The sequence below is a fragment of the Streptomyces sp. NPDC002795 genome (assembly GCF_042888725.1).
Taxonomy (GTDB): Bacteria; Actinomycetota; Actinomycetes; order Streptomycetales; family Streptomycetaceae; genus Streptomyces.
This window is the reverse complement of the sequence record NZ_JBIAQB010000004.1, coordinates 292045-308297: the sequence shown is the minus strand read 5'-3', so window position 1 is coordinate 308297 and position 16253 is coordinate 292045. Positions and strand designations below refer to the sequence as shown.

General features: G+C 70.1%; 14 protein-coding genes. 4 read left to right on the top strand and 10 right to left on the bottom strand.

The annotated features are described in order from the left end of the window. Together ACFYWS_RS14520 and ACFYWS_RS14515 are read left to right on the top strand one after the other, a co-directional pair. Complete coding sequence (locus tag ACFYWS_RS14520; RefSeq protein ID WP_389274848.1) at nucleotides 1-1350, top strand: sulfate adenylyltransferase subunit 1; 1350 nt, start codon at nucleotides 1-3, stop codon at nucleotides 1348-1350. Between the two features lie 32 nt (nucleotides 1351-1382). Then, nucleotides 1383-2138: a sirohydrochlorin chelatase gene (locus ACFYWS_RS14515; protein ID WP_389274845.1), complete on the top strand. Its 756-nt coding sequence runs from the start codon at nucleotides 1383-1385 to the stop codon at nucleotides 2136-2138. Here ACFYWS_RS14515 and ACFYWS_RS14510 read toward each other — a convergent pair. From ACFYWS_RS14510 to ACFYWS_RS14495, 4 genes are all read right to left on the bottom strand, one after another. After that, nucleotides 2096-2680 carry a TIGR03086 family metal-binding protein gene (locus tag ACFYWS_RS14510; protein ID WP_389274842.1) on the bottom strand — a complete coding sequence of 195 codons (585 nt, stop codon included), beginning with the start codon at nucleotides 2678-2680 and terminating at the stop codon, nucleotides 2096-2098. The two genes, ACFYWS_RS14515 and ACFYWS_RS14510, sit on opposite strands and share 43 nt — an antisense overlap. Before the next feature lie 64 nt (nucleotides 2681-2744). Beyond that, nucleotides 2745-3758: a ketopantoate reductase family protein gene (locus ACFYWS_RS14505; protein ID WP_389274839.1), complete on the bottom strand. Its 1014-nt coding sequence runs from the start codon at nucleotides 3756-3758 to the stop codon at nucleotides 2745-2747. A gap of 24 nt (nucleotides 3759-3782) precedes the next feature. Next, a complete protein-coding gene (locus ACFYWS_RS14500; protein WP_389274836.1) occupies nucleotides 3783-4352 on the bottom strand; it encodes a DUF1697 domain-containing protein in 570 nt (189 codons plus the stop codon). Nucleotides 4353-4425: 73 nt separating this feature from the next. Beyond that, nucleotides 4426-5631, bottom strand: coding sequence for a S8 family serine peptidase (locus ACFYWS_RS14495; protein WP_389274833.1), 1206 nt, complete (start codon nucleotides 5629-5631; stop codon nucleotides 4426-4428). A 369-nt stretch (nucleotides 5632-6000) separates the two neighbouring features. Here ACFYWS_RS14495 and ACFYWS_RS14490 point away from each other — a divergent pair, with 369 nt between their 5' ends. Next, complete coding sequence (locus tag ACFYWS_RS14490) at nucleotides 6001-8274, top strand: MMPL family transporter (protein ID WP_389274830.1); 2274 nt, start codon at nucleotides 6001-6003, stop codon at nucleotides 8272-8274. A 46-nt stretch (nucleotides 8275-8320) separates the two neighbouring features. Here ACFYWS_RS14490 and ACFYWS_RS14485 read toward each other — a convergent pair whose 3' ends face one another. Beyond that, on the bottom strand, nucleotides 8321-9328 hold the full coding sequence (locus ACFYWS_RS14485) for a CDP-alcohol phosphatidyltransferase family protein (protein ID WP_389274827.1): 1008 nt from the start codon (nucleotides 9326-9328) through the stop codon (nucleotides 8321-8323). 210 nt (nucleotides 9329-9538) lie between these two features. Continuing rightward, complete coding sequence (gene mgt, locus ACFYWS_RS14480; protein WP_389274824.1) at nucleotides 9539-10771, bottom strand: macrolide-inactivating glycosyltransferase; 1233 nt, start codon at nucleotides 10769-10771, stop codon at nucleotides 9539-9541. 137 nt (nucleotides 10772-10908) lie between these two features. On the opposite strand from mgt, the gene ACFYWS_RS14475 reads away from it, so the two are divergent. Further along, on the top strand, nucleotides 10909-11808 hold the full coding sequence (locus tag ACFYWS_RS14475) for a phosphotransferase enzyme family protein (RefSeq protein WP_389274821.1): 900 nt from the start codon (nucleotides 10909-10911) through the stop codon (nucleotides 11806-11808). Between the two features lie 52 nt (nucleotides 11809-11860). Here ACFYWS_RS14475 and ACFYWS_RS14470 read toward each other — a convergent pair whose 3' ends face one another. The 4 genes from ACFYWS_RS14470 to ACFYWS_RS14455 all read right to left on the bottom strand — a co-directional run bounded on the left by ACFYWS_RS14470 (nucleotide 11861) and on the right by ACFYWS_RS14455 (nucleotide 16251). After that, nucleotides 11861-12592, bottom strand: a complete 732-nt coding sequence (locus ACFYWS_RS14470; protein WP_389274818.1) for a 3'-5' exonuclease — start codon at nucleotides 12590-12592, stop codon at nucleotides 11861-11863. Nucleotides 12593-12691: 99 nt separating this feature from the next. Further along, the gene (locus tag ACFYWS_RS14465; protein WP_389275682.1) at nucleotides 12692-13960 is read right to left on the bottom strand and encodes an SAV2148 family HEPN domain-containing protein; all 1269 of its coding nucleotides are present in this window, start codon (nucleotides 13958-13960) and stop codon (nucleotides 12692-12694) included. 145 nt (nucleotides 13961-14105) lie between these two features. Next, nucleotides 14106-15425 (bottom strand): copper amine oxidase, encoded by a 1320-nt coding sequence (locus ACFYWS_RS14460; protein ID WP_389274815.1) that lies wholly within the window; start codon nucleotides 15423-15425, stop codon nucleotides 14106-14108. Nucleotides 15426-15465: 40 nt separating this feature from the next. Further along, nucleotides 15466-16251, bottom strand: coding sequence for a Tat pathway signal sequence domain protein (locus ACFYWS_RS14455; protein ID WP_389274812.1), 786 nt, complete (start codon nucleotides 16249-16251; stop codon nucleotides 15466-15468). Nucleotides 16252-16253 lie beyond the last annotated feature (2 nt).

Below are 16253 nucleotides of genomic sequence, written 5' to 3'. Positions count from 1 at the left end.
ATGAGCACCACCACCTCCGCCGCCGAAGAGCTGGCCGGGCTTTCGGCGACGACGCTGCTGCGGTTCGCCACGGCCGGTTCGGTCGACGACGGCAAGTCCACGCTCGTCGGCCGCCTGCTGCACGACTCCAAGTCGGTCCTCACCGACCAGCTGGAGGCCGTCGAGCTCGCCTCGCGTTCGCGCGGCGCGGCCGAACCCGACCTGGCCCTCCTCACGGACGGCCTGCGCGCCGAACGCGAGCAGGGCATCACGATCGACGTCGCGTACCGCTACTTCGCGACCCCGCGCCGCCGTTTCATCCTCGCGGACACGCCGGGCCACGTGCAGTACACGCGGAACATGGTGACCGGCGCGTCCACCGCCGACCTCGCCGTGGTCCTCGTCGACGCGCGCAACGGCGTCATCGAGCAGACCCGCAGGCACGCCGCCGTCGCGGCCCTCCTGCGCGTCCCGCACGTCGTCCTCGCCGTCAACAAGATGGACCTGGTCGACTACGAGGAGCAGGTCTTCGCGAAGATCGCCGAGGAATTCACCGCGTACGCCGGTCAGTTGGGCGTCCCGGAGATCACCGCCATCCCGATCTCGGCGCTCGCGGGCGACAACGTCGTGGAGCCGTCCGCCAAGATGGACTGGTACGGCGGCCCGACGGTCCTGGAGCACCTGGAGACGGTGCCGGTCAGCCACGACCTCACCAGCTGCCACGCGCGACTGCCCGTCCAGTACGTGATCCGCCCGCAGACCGCCGAGCTCCCGGACTACCGGGGCTACGCGGGGCAGATCGCGGCGGGCACGTTCCGGGTCGGCGAGTCCGTCACCGTACTGCCCTCGGGCCGTACGTCGAAGGTCGCCGGAATCGACCTGCTGGGCACGGAAGTCGACGTCGCCTGGACGCCGCAGTCGATCACCCTCCGCCTGGAGGACGACATCGACATCTCGCGCGGCGACCTGATCGTGCCGAGCCATGACGCGCCCGCCACCTCTCAGGACATCGAGGCGACGGTGTGCCACGTGGCCGACACCCCGCTCGCCGTCGGCCAGCGGGTGCTGCTCAAGCACACCACCCGTACGGTCAAGGCGATCGTCAAGGAGATCCCGTCGCGGCTCACGCTCGACGACCTCTCCCAGCACCCCTCCCCCGGTCGGCTCGTCGCCAACGACATCGGCCGGGTGAAGGTCCGGCTCGCCGAGGCGCTCGCCATCGACTCCTACGCGGACTCGCGCCGCACAGGCTCGTTCCTGCTGGTCGACCCGTCGGACGGCACGACGCTCGCGGCGGGCATGGCCGGCGAGTCCTTCGCCTCGGCGGAGGACCCCAAGTCCCTTGTCGAAGAAGAGGGCTGGGACTTCTGACCCCCTCCCCACGGAACTGAGCGATCTCACTCATGCACGAGCCGGTACTCCTCGTCATAGCCCACGGCAGCCGCGACCCGCGCCATGCCGCGACCGTGCACGCCCTCGTGGGCGAGGTGCGGGAGCAGCGTCCCGGTCTGCGCGTGGAGACGGCGTTCCTGGACTTCAACGTCCCTTCCGTGCAAGGGGTGTTGAAGTCCCTCGCGGCGGAGGGCGTACGGGACGTGGTGACCCTCCCCCTCCTCCTGACTCGCGCCTTCCACGCGAAGGCGGACATCCCGGCGGTGCTGCGCACGGCACCCCGCGAGCTGCGCATCCACCAGGCGGAGGTCCTGGGCCCCGACCCGCTGCTGGTCTCGGCCCTCGAACGACGCCTGTACGAGGCGGGCCTCAGCCCCGCCGACAAGCCCACGACCGGGGTCGTCCTGGCCTCGGCGGGCTCATCCGACCCGGAGGCGATCGCAGTGATCGCTGAAATCGCGCGGGAGTGGCGGCACACCGGTTGGTGCGCCGTGCGACCTGCGTTCGCCTCCGCATCTCTGCCGCGCACGGAGGACGCCGTGCGCGAACTACGGTCCCTCGGCTGCGAGCGCGTGGCGGTCGCCCCGTACGTCCTCGCCCCGGGCCGCCTCCCCGACCGGATCGCCGCGGGTTCGGCCGGGGCCGACGTGCTCGCCGGTGTACTGGGCCCCGCGCCGGAGGTCGCGCGGGTCCTGGTCGAGCGCTACGGGGCGGCGCTCGCCGCTCAGCGTGGGTCGCGGCCGCTGAGGGCGACGGCCTGCGCGTAGACGGATGCGTCGTCCGGTAGGTCGACGGGGGCGGCGAAGCCCTCGTACTGGCGGTACAGCTCGGCGTTCGCCGTTACGACCTGGAGGAGCAGGGCCGCCGCGCCGTCCGAGACGTGGAACTCCTGGCCGGTGGCGCGGGCCACGTCCCAGCCGTGCAGGACGAGTTCGGCCCACAGCAGTGCGGCGACCTCGGCGGCGGGCTGCTGGGCGAAGCCGAGGTCGATCTCGCCCTCCCAGACGGCCGGTTCGGCCCAGGCGGCGACCGCCCGGTCGAGGTCGGTGGCGTACGTCGCCGCCCAGTCCTCGTCGGCCGTGAGGTCGCGCGCGGTCAGTTCCTCGGGCAGCTGGGTGCGCAGTGCCCGGTGTTCCATGCCGTGCGAGGTGTACACGGCCCAGTGGTTCAGAAGCGTCCGCACGTCCCAGTCGCCGCAGCCCGAGGCCGCGTCGAGCCGGTCGGGTTTGACGCCGGCCGCGACACGGGCGGCCTCGGCGGCGCTTTCGGTGAGGTACGGGTACACGGTGTCCATGCGGAGTTCGTTCATGCCGCCGACGCTACGGCGACCGGTACCCGCTCCTCTTGAACAAACGCGACAGACAGGCGGGGGATTACGAGGTGCTGCGCGCGTCCACCGCGGCCAGCAGGTCCGGCACGCTCGTCTCCCCCGCCGAACGCCCGGCGCGCGCCGCCTCGTTCGCGAGCTCCTGGAGGACGTCGTTGACCGGTGTCGGCACGCCGTGCAGGCGGCCGAGCAGGGCGATCTCGCCGTTGAGGTAGTCGGCCTCGATACTGCCGGCGCCGCGCTGGAGTGACTGCCAGGAGGAGCCTCCGCCGCGCGGGGAGCTGTCGAAGGGTTCGAAGGTGATCTTGTCGGCGCGGATGGCCTTCTCCTCGTCCTGGCTCGCGTACGCGACACCGGCCGCGTCGAGCACCGCCTCGCCCTCGGCGCGGGCCCGGCGGAACAGACCGACGCCCTCCTCGCTGGTGAGCACCCCGGAGACCGCCTCGATCGAATTGGCCAGGTTGGAGAGGAGCTTGGCGTACTTCCAGCGCATGACGTCGTCGACGACGGGCGCTTCGAGGAGCCCCTTCTCCAGGTCGGCGGAGATCGCCCGCGCGGTCTCGTCGCTGCCCGACGGGTAGCGGCCGAGGTGCAGCATGCCGGAGAGCGGGGTGCCCGGGGCGCGGACGACGCCCGGCTCCACGAACGTGGCGGGCAGCCACACGCACATCCCGTACACGCGCTGGAAGGTGCGCAGGGCGAGCCGCTCGCTCTCCACGCCGTTCTGCGCGCAGACCAGCGGCAGGTGCAGCGCCGCCGTGCCGCCGCCCTCGACGGGGCGCGGGCCCCACGCGGCGAGCGCCGCCGCGCTGTCCTGCGTCTTCACGGCGAGGATCAGCACGTCGTCGGCGCGCAGCGTGCCGAGCGCCTCCGGCCCGTCGACGACCGGGAGTTGGTGGGTGTGCGGCCCGTCGGGCGTCTCGACGCGCAGCCCGTTGTCGCGCAGCGCCTCGTACTGCCTGCCGCGCGCGACGAGCACGACGTCACCGTGCCCGGACTGTGCGAGCCGTCCGCCGATGACGCCGCCGACCGCTCCTGCTCCGATGATTACGTAGCGCATACACAGACCTTTTCACGGACGTGCTCACTGTGGGGCGGTGAGTTCCACCAGTTTCTTCACGGTGTTCCAGTTGCGGCTCGTCGCGATCAGGCCCTTGTTGAGCGCCGGACGGGACAGCTGGGCCCCGAGCTTCGAGACGCCCAGGCCCTGGGGTGCGTAGAGGTAGAGGGCGCGGTCGCCGAGGTGGAATTCCTCGGGTGCGTACGCGGCCGGGTCCACCGCGGCGAACCGCTCGGCGGTCACGGCTTGCGAGAAGTACGTGACGTGCAGTTGCTTGGCCTCCAGTTCGGCGGCCGGGAACGGGCAGTTGGCCATGATCGCCTTCAGGTAGGCGTGGCCGCGCACGAGGACGTCGACGGTGAAGCCGAACTCGTCGGCGATCGCCTTGGTGAGCGTGGCCGCGAGGGATTCCTCGTCGCTACCGTCCGGCGCGGTGAACGCGACGTTGCCGCTCTGCAGGTAGGTGCGTACGTCGCTGAGGCCCAGGCTCTCGATCACCGGACGCAGTCCGGCCATCGGCACCTTCTTGTTGCCGCCCACGTTGATGCCGCGCAGTAGCGCGGCGTAGCCCTCGGCCGAGGTCCCCTGTGTCATGGGCACACGATAAGGCGGCCGCCGTTCCCCGTGGGGGTGGGCACGGCGGCCGCCGGTCATCGAGCCGAAACGTTTACTCGACGACCTTCAGGAGCTTGTTCGCGGTGCCGTCGGACGCGTTCTTGATGGCGTCCGGGGTGGCCCCGTCGGTGAGCGCCTTGGCGACGTCGGCCGGAGCGGCGTCCTTGTGACCGGCCAGGTAGACGGCGGCCGCGCCGACGACGTGCGGTGTCGCCATCGACGTACCGGAGATGGTGTTGGTGGCGTCGTCCCCGGTGTTCCAGTCGGACGTGATGTCCGATCCAGGTGCGTAGATGTCGACGACGGAGCCGTAGTTGGAGAAGTCCGACTGCTCGTCGTCCTTCGTGGAGGAGGCGACCGTGATGGCCTCCGGGACCCGGGCGGGGCTGGACTGGGAGGCGTCCGCCGACTCGTTGCCCGCCGCCACCGCGTAGGTGACACCGGAGTCGATGGACTTCTTGACCGCCGCGTCGAGCGCCTCGTCCACGCCGCCGCCGAGCGACATGTTGGCGACGGAGGGGCCCTCGTGGTTCTCGGTCACCCAGTCGATGCCCGCGACGACCTGCTCGGTGGTGCCAGAGCCCTGGTCGTCGAGGACGCGGACGGCGACGATCTTCGCCTTCTTGGCGACGCCGTGCGCGTCACCGGCGATGGTGCCGGCGACGTGCGTGCCGTGCCCGTTGCCGTCGTCGGCGTTGTCGTCGTTGTCGATCGCGTCGAAGCCGGAGGAGGCGCGGCCACCGAAGTCCTTGTGGCTGATCCGGACCCCGGTGTCGATGACGTACGCGGTCGCGCCCTCGCCGGCGCTGTCCGGGTACGTGTACTTGCTGTCGCCCGCGGTGTCCGCCTGGTCGATGCGGTCCAGGCCCCACGACGGCGGGTTGTCCTGGGTGGCGTCGATGTGGAACTTCTTGTTCTGGACGACCTTCGACACGGAGCCGTCGGCGGCGAGCCGCTTCGCCTCGGTGTCCGAGAGGCCGTTCGCCGAGAAGCCGTTGACGGCGGAGCCGTAGTTGCGCTTGAGCGTGCCTCCGTAACTCTTGGCCAGGTCCTTCTTCGCGGAGGCGTTCGCCTTCTGGTCGAGCAGCACGATGTAGCTGCCGGACACGGCGCCCTTGGCGTCCTGCCCGTAGACCTTGCCCTCGGCGGGGGCCGCGGTGGCGGAGAAGCCGCCGAACATGGTGACGCCCACTGCTGTAGCCGCCGTGGCTATCGCCGCGGTGAGCTTCATCGTGCGCGCATGCTGGTTTGTTGCCATGAAGAGGGGTCTCCTCAGTGCTGTGGGGGGAATGCCAGCGCCCCAGGACGAACCTTCGCGAAGGTTGTCAAACTCCGGAAGATGTCCGGGGGTTGAGACGAAACCCTGACCGATTGACGCGGTCAGATCAAGACCTACATGAACCTGTGACGTGCTCAACAAGGTTTCGTAATAACAAATCGGACGGTTCCGGAGATTCGGATCAAGGTCGGGTCAAGGCTCACCGGTTCATCCCCGTGAGGCTCAACCCCCGATAGATGTAGGGGACTTCGCTCATCCTCCGCGCGGATCCCTGCCTGCCGCACGTCACCGAACAGCACGACGAACCCGCTTTATCCCTCCCATACCTTCAATTCCGGAGGTGACGTGATGGCGAGGAACGGGGAACGTCGGGAGCGCCCGGTGCGCGGATTCGCGGCGCGGGCCGGCGGCTGGAGCGCCCGGCACAGGTGGGCGGCGGTGGGGATCTGGGTGCTGTTCGTCGTGGTGGCGATGGGCCTGGGGTCCGTCGCGGGACGGGTGGACGTCTCGGAGGACGACCAGCTCAAGGGCGAGACGAGCCAGGCCGCGCGCATCATCGACGACGCGGGCATCGACGAACCGGCGGGCGAGACGGTGCTCGTCCAGAGCAGGAACGGCGGACCGCGGGCCACCGCACCGGAGTTCAGGGCCGCGGTGGCCGACGTGGTGAAGGCCGTCGAGGGCACGGGCGAGGTGACCGCCGTGCGCTCGCCGTACGCCGCCGACACCCGCACCATCTCGAAGGACGGCCGCGCCGCGCTCGTCCAGTTCGACATGCGGGGCGACCCCGACACCGCGGCCGACCGGGTCGAACCGGTCCAGAAGGCCGTCGCGGGCGTCGCGGACGACCATGAAGCGCTGCGGATCGAGGAGATCGGCGCGGCGAGCATGAACAAGACCTTCGACGACGCGTTCGGTGAGGACTTCCAGCGCGCCGAGTACTCGGCGGTGCCGGTCGCGCTCGGCATCCTGCTGATCGCGTTCGGCGCGCTCGTCGCGGCGCTGGTCCCGGTGGCGCTCGCCGTCACAGCGATCATGGCGACGATGGGCCTGATGGGCCTCGTCAGCCACTTGCAGCCGATGAGCGAGACCGCCAACTCGGTGATGCTGCTCGTGGGTCTGGCGGTCGGCGTCGACTACTGCCTGTTCTATCTGCGGCGCGAGCGCGAGGAACGGATGAAGGGGCACGATCCGCAGACGGCGCTGCGCGTCGCGGCGGCCACCAGCGGCCGGGCGATCATCGTCTCCGGCGTCACGGTGTGCGTGGCGATGGCGGGCATGATGTTCACCGGGCTCGCCGAGTTCCAGGCGATGGGCCTCGCCTCGCTGATGGTGGTGGCGGTCGCGATGGTCGGGTCCGTGACCGTGCTTCCCGCGCTGCTCTCGCTGCTCGGGGAGCGGGTGGAGAAGGGGCGGATCCCGTTCCTGCACCCGACGAAACGGCGGGGCAACGGCAACGGCGAGAGCGGCAGCCGGTTCTGGAGCCGGGTGCTGAACGTCGTACTGGCACGGCCCGTCGTCTCCGTCGTCGTCGCGGTCGGCGCGCTGCTCGCGATCGCCGCGCCCGCGCTCGGCATGAAGACCCAGAACCTCACCCTTGACCAGGAGTTCGGCGACTCGCTGCCGATCGTGGCGACGTACGACCGGGTCAACGAGGCGTTCCCCGGCGGCTCGGATCCGGCCGAGGTGGTCGTGCGGGCCGACGACATCGACGCCGCCGGTGTGCGCGCCGCACTCGCCGACTTCCGTGCGCAGGCGGTGAGTTCGGGTGCCTCGCGCGGCCCGGTCGAGGTCACCGTGCACCGGGACGAGAACGTGGCGGTCATCGACGTACCGCTCGTGGGCGGATCCGATCAGGAGAAGGCCGAGAAGAGCCTGGCGCTGCTGCGCGACCAGGTGCGGCCGGACACGCTCGGCGAGGTCGGCGGCGTCGAGGCGCCGATCACCGGGCAGGTCGCGGGGTCGAAGGACTTCAACGACCAGATCGTCGGTTCCGTCGTCCCGGTCTTTGTGTTCGTCGTCGCGTTCGCGTTCCTGCTGATGCTGCTCTCGTTCCGCTCACTGACGGTCGCGATCACATCGATCGTGCTCAACCTGCTGTCGGTGGGCGCCGCCTACGGGGTCCTCGTCGCCATCTTCCAGCACGGCTGGGGCGCCTCGCTGGTCGGCGCGGAGGGGGTGGGCGCCATCATCACGTGGCTGCCCCTGTTCCTGTTCGTGATCCTGTTCGGCCTGTCGATGGACTACCACGTGTTCGTGGTGTCCCGGATCAAGGAAGCGCGCCTTCAAGGGCGTACGAACCGCGACGCGATCCGGCACGGCGTCGTCACCACCGCGGGCGTCGTCACCAGCGCGGCCGTCATCATGGTCGCCGTGTTCAGCATCTTCGGGACGCTGTCCATGCAGTCCATGAAGCAGATGGGCGTGGGCCTCGCGGCCGCGATCCTGATCGACGCGACCGTCATCCGCGGCGTGCTGCTCCCGGCCGTGATGTCGCTGCTCGGGGAGCGCAACTGGTATCTGCCGAAGTGGCTGCACCGGCTGCCCGACCTGACGCACGACGAGGCGGGCATCGAGCCCGCCCCGGTCCCGAGCGAGGGCGGCGAGGAGGTGCGCGTCTGACGGCGCGCCCCGGCCCCGCGGGCCCATGGCCTGTTCACCGCTCGCGTCACGCGGCGGTGGACAGGCCCTTCTCGTTCTCCTCGTCGACGGTGCCCCGCTCGAAGGCCTCCAGCGTGCGGCCGAAGTCGCGCGTGGACAGCAGCAGCTTGTAGACGATGGCGAGTTCGAAGACGAGCAGCAGCACGCCGGCCACGACGGTCGCCCCGATCACCTGGTCGAGCAGCGGCCCGACGATGAAGACGGCCATCTGGAACTCGATGCCGCTCACCAGGTGCGTACGGATCCGGTGGCGCAGCAGGAAGGACCGGAAGCGCAGATAGACCGGGAAGCGGCTGCGGAACTCCTGGTGCAGGTCGACGACCTTGGGACGCGGCGCGGGCTCCACTTCCTGGAGCTGCGACTGCGTGTCGCCGTCGTGCTCTTCGGTGGCGGCGGCCGCGCCGTGCAGGTCCTGCTCGATGTCCGCGGACGGGTTGGCCCGCAGCAGGTCCTCCATGAACGCGATGTCGTCCGCGTTCTGCGCGCGCCGGGCCGCCCGCATGCGCGCCTTGATCTGCTTGCGCATCGTGTGCCGGGTCTTGAAGATCTCCAGCGAGTTGATGTAGCGCAGCCCGTCGAGGAAGACGACGGCCACGGCGAGCCAGACGTAGATCAGGTCGCCGGTGCGGTGGAACTGGCCGCCCATCAGCGCCACGGCACAGGCCATGACGCGGACGCGGTCGAAGATGTAGTCGAGCCAGGCGCCGAACACGGAGCCCTGCCCGGTCAGCCGGGCGACCTTGCCGTCCATGCAGTCGAGCACGAAGCTCAGGTGGTAGATGAGGGCTCCGGCGATCAGCCAGCGCCAGTCCCCCATCGCGAAACAGCCGGCCGCACCCAGCCCCAGGATCAGGGCTCCCCAGGTGATCTGGTTCGGCGTGATGCGCGTCCAGCGCGCCGTGACCCGTACGAGAGGTGTGGCGATCGGGTCGACGAGCATCACGGTCCACCACGCGTCGCGCTTTTTCTGGGTGATGCGCCGCACTTCGGGCAACGACGGTATGTCTCGGGGCATGAGGCGCGCCAGCTTTCCTTGTTCAAAAGTAGGTTCACCTCACCGTAAGAATCCGTTCTCGAGAAGTTCAAGAACGTACGAACGCAACCTTTTCCGGGGGGTATCGGTCGTACCTCACAGGCGAGTCAATTTCGTTATCTGTTAGGCACACGCTTTTCACGGAACGGTGGAACCGTTCCGTGAAAAATCGCGTCTACCCCACCCCAGAGGTCAGGGCCGCAGTTCGGCCTCGATGAGGTCGGCCGCCTGTCGCGTTCCGCCCTCTTGGGCCATGTCGCGCTGAACGGCGGCGAGGCGCCGCGCCACCTCCGGGTCGTCGACGAGCGCGAGGACGGCCTCGCGGAGCGTCTCCGCGTTCGCCTCCTCCATGGGTACGTGCCGGGCGACACCCAGGCCCTGGAGCATGTCGGCGTTGCCGAACTGGTCGACGGCCTGCGGCACGGCGACCATCGGCGTCGCGGTGGCCAGGCCTTCCTGGCTGCCGCCCGCACCGGCGTGCGTGATGAAGGCATCGGCCTGCTTGAGGATCGCCAGCTGCGGCACCCACTGACGCACCTCTACGTTGCCGGGGACCGCCCCGAGGTCATCGGCGGTGACGTGCTTGCCGACCTGGAGCACGACATGCCAGCCCGGCAGATCGCCGAACGCCTTCACGCACTCCCGGTAGAAATCGGGCTGCTTGGTGAACGACGAGCCGAGCGAGACGAGCAGCACGCGCTCGGCGACGGCGGGGCGTTCCCAGTCGCCCTGCGCGGACCGGTCGCCCTGACAGGCGCCGACGAAGGTGTTCTTCTTCTCGTCGACCCGGTCGGCATTCGGCTGGAGCGCCTTCGGAATGAGGACGAGAGTGCGGTCGTAGGAGCCCCAGAATTCGTCGGCGGTCTTCGGTACGCCGGAGTCCTTGAGCCACGCGTCGAACTTCTCGTAGTAGGCCTGGCCGCGCGGCGTCTTGCGGGGTTCCTCCCACATCGGCTTCGCGACCTCTTCCTCGTATCCCTCCCAGGCGACGAGGTTCGGCGAGAGCGTCACCGCGGGCACACCCCAGCGGTGGGCGAGGACGCCGGCCGGGTACGAGGTGATGTCGTGGATGACGAGGTCGGGAACGCCGACCCCACCCTCCCCCGCGCCGTCACCCTCGTAGGCCTCGATGAGCTGGGGCAGCACCTGGATCGCCTCGTCCAGGAACGGCTCCACGTTGTCGAGCAGCGTCGTCCCCCACGCCGACGGGTCGTCGTCGGGGCCGGGGAGCGTGGTGCGGTAGAGGACCGGCTCCGCGCCGGTCTCGGCGATCTTCTCCTCGAACAGGTGCGGGATCGCGTACGTGACGCGGTGCCCGCGGGCGACGAGCTCCCGGATCACTTCGAGACTCGGGTTCACGTGCCCGTGGGCGGCGATGGAGAACATGGCGATATGGGCACGTTTGCCGTGGTTCGGGTTCGTCATGCCCCCACCGTAAGCGAGACGAGACGTCTCGTGCAACTGATTATCCGGCGCCCGAGCCGGACCCGGCACCCCCGTTCACCGAATCGACGCGAGTGCGAGACTGACTCCCGTACCAGGTGAGACGCAGGAGGCACAGCATGGACGAGGCACGGGCACGGGACGTGCTGGCGCAGGCGGACGTCGCGGACGGCACCGCCGGAACGGCGCGTGCGGCGGGTGCCGCGGAGCTGCTCGCGCTCGGCGAGAACGCCGTGTTCGGAGTCGGCGACCTCGTCGTCAAGATCGGGCGCAGCGTCGAGCACGGCGGCGCCGAACTGCTCGACCGCGCCCGCCGCGAACTAGCCATCGCCTCCTACCTCGCCGCGCACGACGTCCCCGCGGTGCGCGCCGCGCAGGACGAGGCGCTCGTCGTGGACGGGCACCCGGTGACCGTGTGGCACCGGATCCCGGCGGCCGTCCGCCCGGCCGAACCGCGCGATCTGGCGGAGCTGCTCACGCTCGTGCACACGCTGCCCGCGCCGACCGGTTTCGAGCTGCCGCGGCGGGAGCTGCTCAGCGGGGTCGAGCGCTGGCTGCGGCTCGCGGGCGACGCGATCGACCCGGCCGACGCGGACTATCTGCGCGAACGGCGGGACGGATTCGCGGCCGCCGCCGCGGCGTTGACCCCGCACCTGCCGGCCGGGCCGATCCACGGTGACGCCCTGCCGCGCAATGTGCACATCGGGCCCGAGGGACCCGTGCTCGTCGATCTCGAGACGTTCTCCTCCGATCTGCGGGAGCACGACCTGGTCGTCATGGCCCTGTCGCGGGACCGGTACGGGTTGCCCGCGGCCGCGTACGACGGGTTCGTGTCCGCGTATGGGTGGGACGTGCGGGAGTGGAAGGGATGTGCGGTGCTGCGCAGGGCGCGGGAGACGGCGTCCTGCGCATGGGTTTCGCAGCACGCGCCGTCCAACCCGAAGGCGTTGGCGGAGTTCCGGCGGCGGGTCGCTTCGCTCCGGGACGGGGATCCCGCGGTGCGGTGGTATCCGTTCTGAGGTCGTCGTGCCTGCGGCAGGCTCGGGGGCTTCGCCCCCGGACCACCGGGTCTCAATCGCCGGACGGGCTCGATATGGGGATCTGACGCATCGGCCACACCGTGTCGATCACCGCGTCCGGATTCCCCTTCCGGCGCAGGAAGTTCTGGAAGTCGGCCGCCGACTCGGCGTACCACTCCACCTGTCTGCGATGCAGCTCGGCCACTCCGAGCTGCGCGACCTTCGCGTGCCGCTCGCCTATCGCGCGGGCGAGCAACGCCGCGGCGAGCGCGTCCGCCGAGGCGTCGTGCGCGGCGTCGAGCGGGACGCCGTACTCCGTGCAGACCGCTTCGAGGTTGCGCTTGCCCCTTCGGTAGCGGTCGACGCTGCGGTCGATCGTGTACGGGTCGACGACCGGTCCTGGCTCCATCCCCGCGAGGCGCTCACGCAGGGACGGCAGTCCGTGCCGGGCGAGTTCGGCGGAGAGCAGGGTGAGGTCGAACGTCGCGTTGTACGCGACCACGGGGACTCCCGTGCGCCAGTAGCCCACGAGTATCTCGGCGAGGGCGTCGGCGACCCGGTCGGCCGGTTCGCCCTCGGCGGCCGCCCGCTCGTTGGTGACACCGTGCACCGCGATGGCTTCTTCGGGGATCGGCACTCCGGGGTCCGCCAGCCATTGCCGGTGGCCGAGGACGGCGCCGTCCCTCACCTCTATGACGGCGGCGGTGACGATGCGCGCCTCGCGCGGATCGGTCCCGGTCGTCTCCAGGTCGAAGCCGATCAGCAGCTCGCGGTGCCAGCCCATGGCAGCCCCCTTCTCGTGGTGCGTTCCCCCAGTGACCACCACCTTCGCACGCCCCACTGACAATCCGGCCGGACGCCCGTCAGGGCCCGGCCGAGGCCGCTACGACACCGGCCGCGCGTCCGCCCAGGCCTGCTCGAATTCGTCGCGGTACGTCACGAAAAGGCCGTTCTCCCCCGTATCCGTCGACGCGCTCGCCTTGACGACGCGCCCTCCGCCGCGCAGCACGAGGACCGGCGCCTCCATCCCCCGCGTCCTGCGCAGATAGGCCTGGACGACGGCGATGCCGTCCGAGCCGTCGCCGTCGACGAGGTAGGCGTTGAAGCGCGGCGTCTCGTCGAAGACGCGGACCTCGAAGGCGTCCGGGTCCCTGAGGCGGGCCCGCACCCGGCGCATGTGCAGGATGTTCATCTCGACGGAGCGGCTCAACTCGCCGCGCTTGAGCCCGAGTTCCCGTTCCCGCCGTTTGACCGCGCTGGACGCCGGGTTGAGGAAGAGGAGCCGTATCCGGCAGCCCGACTCGGCGAGGCGGACCAGGCGGCGGCCCGAGAAGTTCTGCGCGAGCAGGTTGAGGCCTATGCCGATGGCGTCCAGGCGCCGCGCCCCGCCGAAGAGATCCTCGGCAGGGAACTGGCGCAGCAGCCTGACCCGGTCCGGGTGCACCCCCACCACGTCCGCGTACCGGTCGCCGACCAGCTCCTCGACGGCGTCGACGGGCAGCCGGCGGGCCGAGGGGACGTCGGATCCGGCGCCGAGTATGTCCAGGAGGCGGGAGGAGGCGCGCTCGGCCTGGGCGAGGACCGTCTCGGAGAGGGCGCGGTTGCGGGAGACCACGTTGCGCGTGACCTCCAGCTCGTCCAGGGCGAGCTCGACGTCGCGGCGGTCGTCGAAGTACGGCTCGAAGCACGGCCAGTGCTGCACCATCAGCTCGCGCAGCTGCGGCAGGGTCAGGAACGACAGGACGTTGTCGTCGGCCGGGTCGAGGAGATAGCCCTTGCGGCGGCTGACCTCGCGCACGGCGACGGCCCGCTGCACCCACTCCTGCCCGGCGGGTCCGGCCGCCGCGACCACCCAGTCCTCACCGTGTACGGGTGCGTAGACAGGGCGGAGCACGGCGGCGACGACGGCGCGCAGCCGCTGCTCCACCAGGTTCAGCCAGATGTAGGCCCGCCCCGCGCGTTGCGCGCGCGTACGGACCTCGCCCCAGGCGTCGGCGCCCCAGTCCAGCTCCGGTCCGATCTGGGACATGACGTCCATGGGCCTGGCCAGCGACACCGCTCCGGGCGGGATCTCCGTGGAGGCTGCCTCCTGGCTGTCCTGGCCCTCGTGACCGTCGTCACCAGGGGGCAGCTCCAGCCCTCCCGAGCTCACCCGCTCCGCACCGCCTTCCGCTCCCCCGCGTTTGTCGAGCCCGAATGTGAAGAGCCCGAACTCGAAGAGCACAGCCCCCAGCAACGATCAAGGAAGGGTACTCCGGGAGCGGGTGGCGATGCAGCCGGATGAAGCCGCCAGTTTCTCAACTACCGTTTCGGGGAACGCCGTTCTGTCCCGCGAGGTCGGCGGGAGTGAGCGGATTCATAGCGGTCACGTCCCTGGGGGCCAGTGAAAAGCCCTGCCAGTGCACCGGCATGGGTTGCTGGTCCTCGTCACGGGCGATGTGGTGGAACCCGATGTTGACCCAGGTGATCGGGTGCTTGAGGGTCTGACCGTTCACCCACTTGTTGACGCTCGTGCCCCCGCAGTTCGCCGCCGGATTGTCGCTCGCGTACTTCTCGCACTTCTTGTACTCGGTGAAGTAGACGTCGTGCTTGGTGAAGGCGCGTCCGGGGAACCTGTTGGAGCGGCCCGGCACGAACTCGTACGACCTGGGGTGGTTGTCCTTGTTCTTGCCCGCGGTGGAGACCACGCGCCACCACCGCATGTCCTTTACGTCACCCGCGAGTTCCTTGGTGACGGGGGTGCGGGTCGTCTTCGTCGTGGGTGATCCGTCCCCCTGCGGCGGCGTCACCTTGGAGTCGTACTGCTCGACCTTGGCCTTGGGCGAGCCGTCCAGGCCGAAGTTGAGCCTCCAGAAGACGTTGTGGCTGTGGCTCTCGGCGTAGGCGCTCGCGCCCTTGCCGATGGGCCAGCCCTTGCCGTCGGTGCCGTCGTAGTCGTACGGGGAGAGGCTGCCGGTGGCGCCCACGTTGGACGTGATGGTGCCGTCGGAGGCGAAGCGCCACTCGGTTATGTACTCGTACCAGGACGCCTTGTTGACCGTGTAGACGAGCAGGTCCTTGCCCTGGGCGCTGTAGACCTTGCCGCTGCCTCCGGTCGAGTAGTCGTCGCTCAGCCGGTACGCGTGCCCACGCGCACGCGTGGTGGTGCACAGCCCCTTCACGTTGCCCATGTCGGGGACCTTGACGGTCTTGATGGTGCCGCCGGGGCACTCCGCGGGCTTGAGGTTCTGGAGGGCCTGCCCGAAGTCGGTGCCGGTGACGTCGTCGTACTCGGCCTCCCCGTCGTCGTAGGGGACGTGGACCTGTGCGAGCCGTGCGCTGGTGAGGACGCGGATCGGCTGGGCCTCGCCCTTGGGCTGGTAGCTGACGTCGTCCAGGACGAGCCCTGCCAGCGTGTTGTAGTGCCAGCACATGCGCCAGGTGGTGCCGCCGTCGAGGGTCTGCTCGATGCGGTACGCGTCCGAGCAGGCGGGCGCGGCGGCCGCGGGCGCCTGTGGCGGGGCGGCCGTGGCGGCGGGTGCGGTGGCGAAGAGGCCGGCGAGCAGCGCGGTGACCGCGAGGCCCGTGACCGCGAGTGCGGGCCTTGTGCGGGCGCGCGGAACTCTGTTGACGTGCATACGGAAGCGCTCCTTCATGGAGGAGGGGTCGGCGAAGTCCTCAGCCGAGGCGGGAGACGGTGCGGGCGCTCAGGTCGACGACGAGGTCGCGGGTGTCGATCCACGGCCCGTTGACGACTTTGGTGATGACACGCAGGCAGCGGTGCTCGCCGCACTCCTTGAGTCCTGCGGGGACGTCCGCGACGGTCTTCTTGCGGAACACCATGCCGCTCAGCTGCAGTTGGTCCGGCTTCGCGAGCTGCTTGCCGGTGGCGTCCTTGTAGTCACCCAACAGGTCGGCGCCCAGCGGGTCCGCGATCAACAGCTGGGCCGCCTCTGTCAGTTCGTCCTGGCTGGGCGGCGGCTGTACGCCCTGGTCGGTCCTGCTGTCCTCGACTTTCCCCGTGTCGAGGTTCACCGTCTTCGTGACGACGGAGTCGCTCTTGTAGTCGTAGTACACGACGTCGGCACGGCGTTCGCCGGCGGCGGCACCGCTGAGGCCGGGGTCGACCTCTGTCAGGTTCGTCGACAGGCGCTGAGGGCCTCGGTCGCCCTCCACGTCCCGCGCGTCCATCCGCAGTCCGTTGCCCGCCGTCGCCAGCTTCTGGGCGCGCTCCATCTCGGCGTCCGTGAGCGGATCGCGCCCCACCCCCTTCGCCTCTTGTGCGGGTGCGGGCTCCACGGTGCCCTCCGGAGCCACCGCGTCCCGCCCTGCGGCCCCCGCCCTGGTCATGTCGCTCCCGCCGTCATCCGGCAGTGTCACGCCGACCGCGACGGCGCAGCCCGCGACCGCGAGCGCCCCCACCGCCATCAGCTTCCCGAGATGGCGTCTTACAGTTGTGCGCACAT

What these genes read in the sequence shown, in the direction of transcription:
- ACFYWS_RS14515 (WP_389274845.1), top strand. Translation starts at nt 1,383, where the DNA reads ATGCACGAGCCGGTACTCCTCGTCATAGCCCACGGCAGCCGCGACCCG.
- ACFYWS_RS14475 (WP_389274821.1), top strand. Translation starts at nt 10,909, where the DNA reads ATGGACGAGGCACGGGCACGGGACGTGCTGGCGCAGGCGGACGTCGCG.
- ACFYWS_RS14490 (WP_389274830.1), top strand. Translation starts at nt 6,001, where the DNA reads ATGGCGAGGAACGGGGAACGTCGGGAGCGCCCGGTGCGCGGATTCGCG.
- ACFYWS_RS14505 (WP_389274839.1), bottom strand. Translation starts at nt 3,758, where the DNA reads ATGCGCTACGTAATCATCGGAGCAGGAGCGGTCGGCGGCGTCATCGGC.
- ACFYWS_RS14510 (WP_389274842.1), bottom strand. Translation starts at nt 2,680, where the DNA reads ATGAACGAACTCCGCATGGACACCGTGTACCCGTACCTCACCGAAAGC.
- mgt (WP_389274824.1), bottom strand. Translation starts at nt 10,771, where the DNA reads ATGACGAACCCGAACCACGGCAAACGTGCCCATATCGCCATGTTCTCC.
- ACFYWS_RS14495 (WP_389274833.1), bottom strand. Translation starts at nt 5,631, where the DNA reads ATGGCAACAAACCAGCATGCGCGCACGATGAAGCTCACCGCGGCGATA.
- ACFYWS_RS14520 (WP_389274848.1), top strand. Translation starts at nt 1, where the DNA reads ATGAGCACCACCACCTCCGCCGCCGAAGAGCTGGCCGGGCTTTCGGCG.
- ACFYWS_RS14485 (WP_389274827.1), bottom strand. Translation starts at nt 9,328, where the DNA reads ATGCCCCGAGACATACCGTCGTTGCCCGAAGTGCGGCGCATCACCCAG.
- ACFYWS_RS14460 (WP_389274815.1), bottom strand. Translation starts at nt 15,425, where the DNA reads ATGCACGTCAACAGAGTTCCGCGCGCCCGCACAAGGCCCGCACTCGCG.
- ACFYWS_RS14470 (WP_389274818.1), bottom strand. Translation starts at nt 12,592, where the DNA reads ATGGGCTGGCACCGCGAGCTGCTGATCGGCTTCGACCTGGAGACGACC.
- ACFYWS_RS14500 (WP_389274836.1), bottom strand. Translation starts at nt 4,352, where the DNA reads ATGACACAGGGGACCTCGGCCGAGGGCTACGCCGCGCTACTGCGCGGC.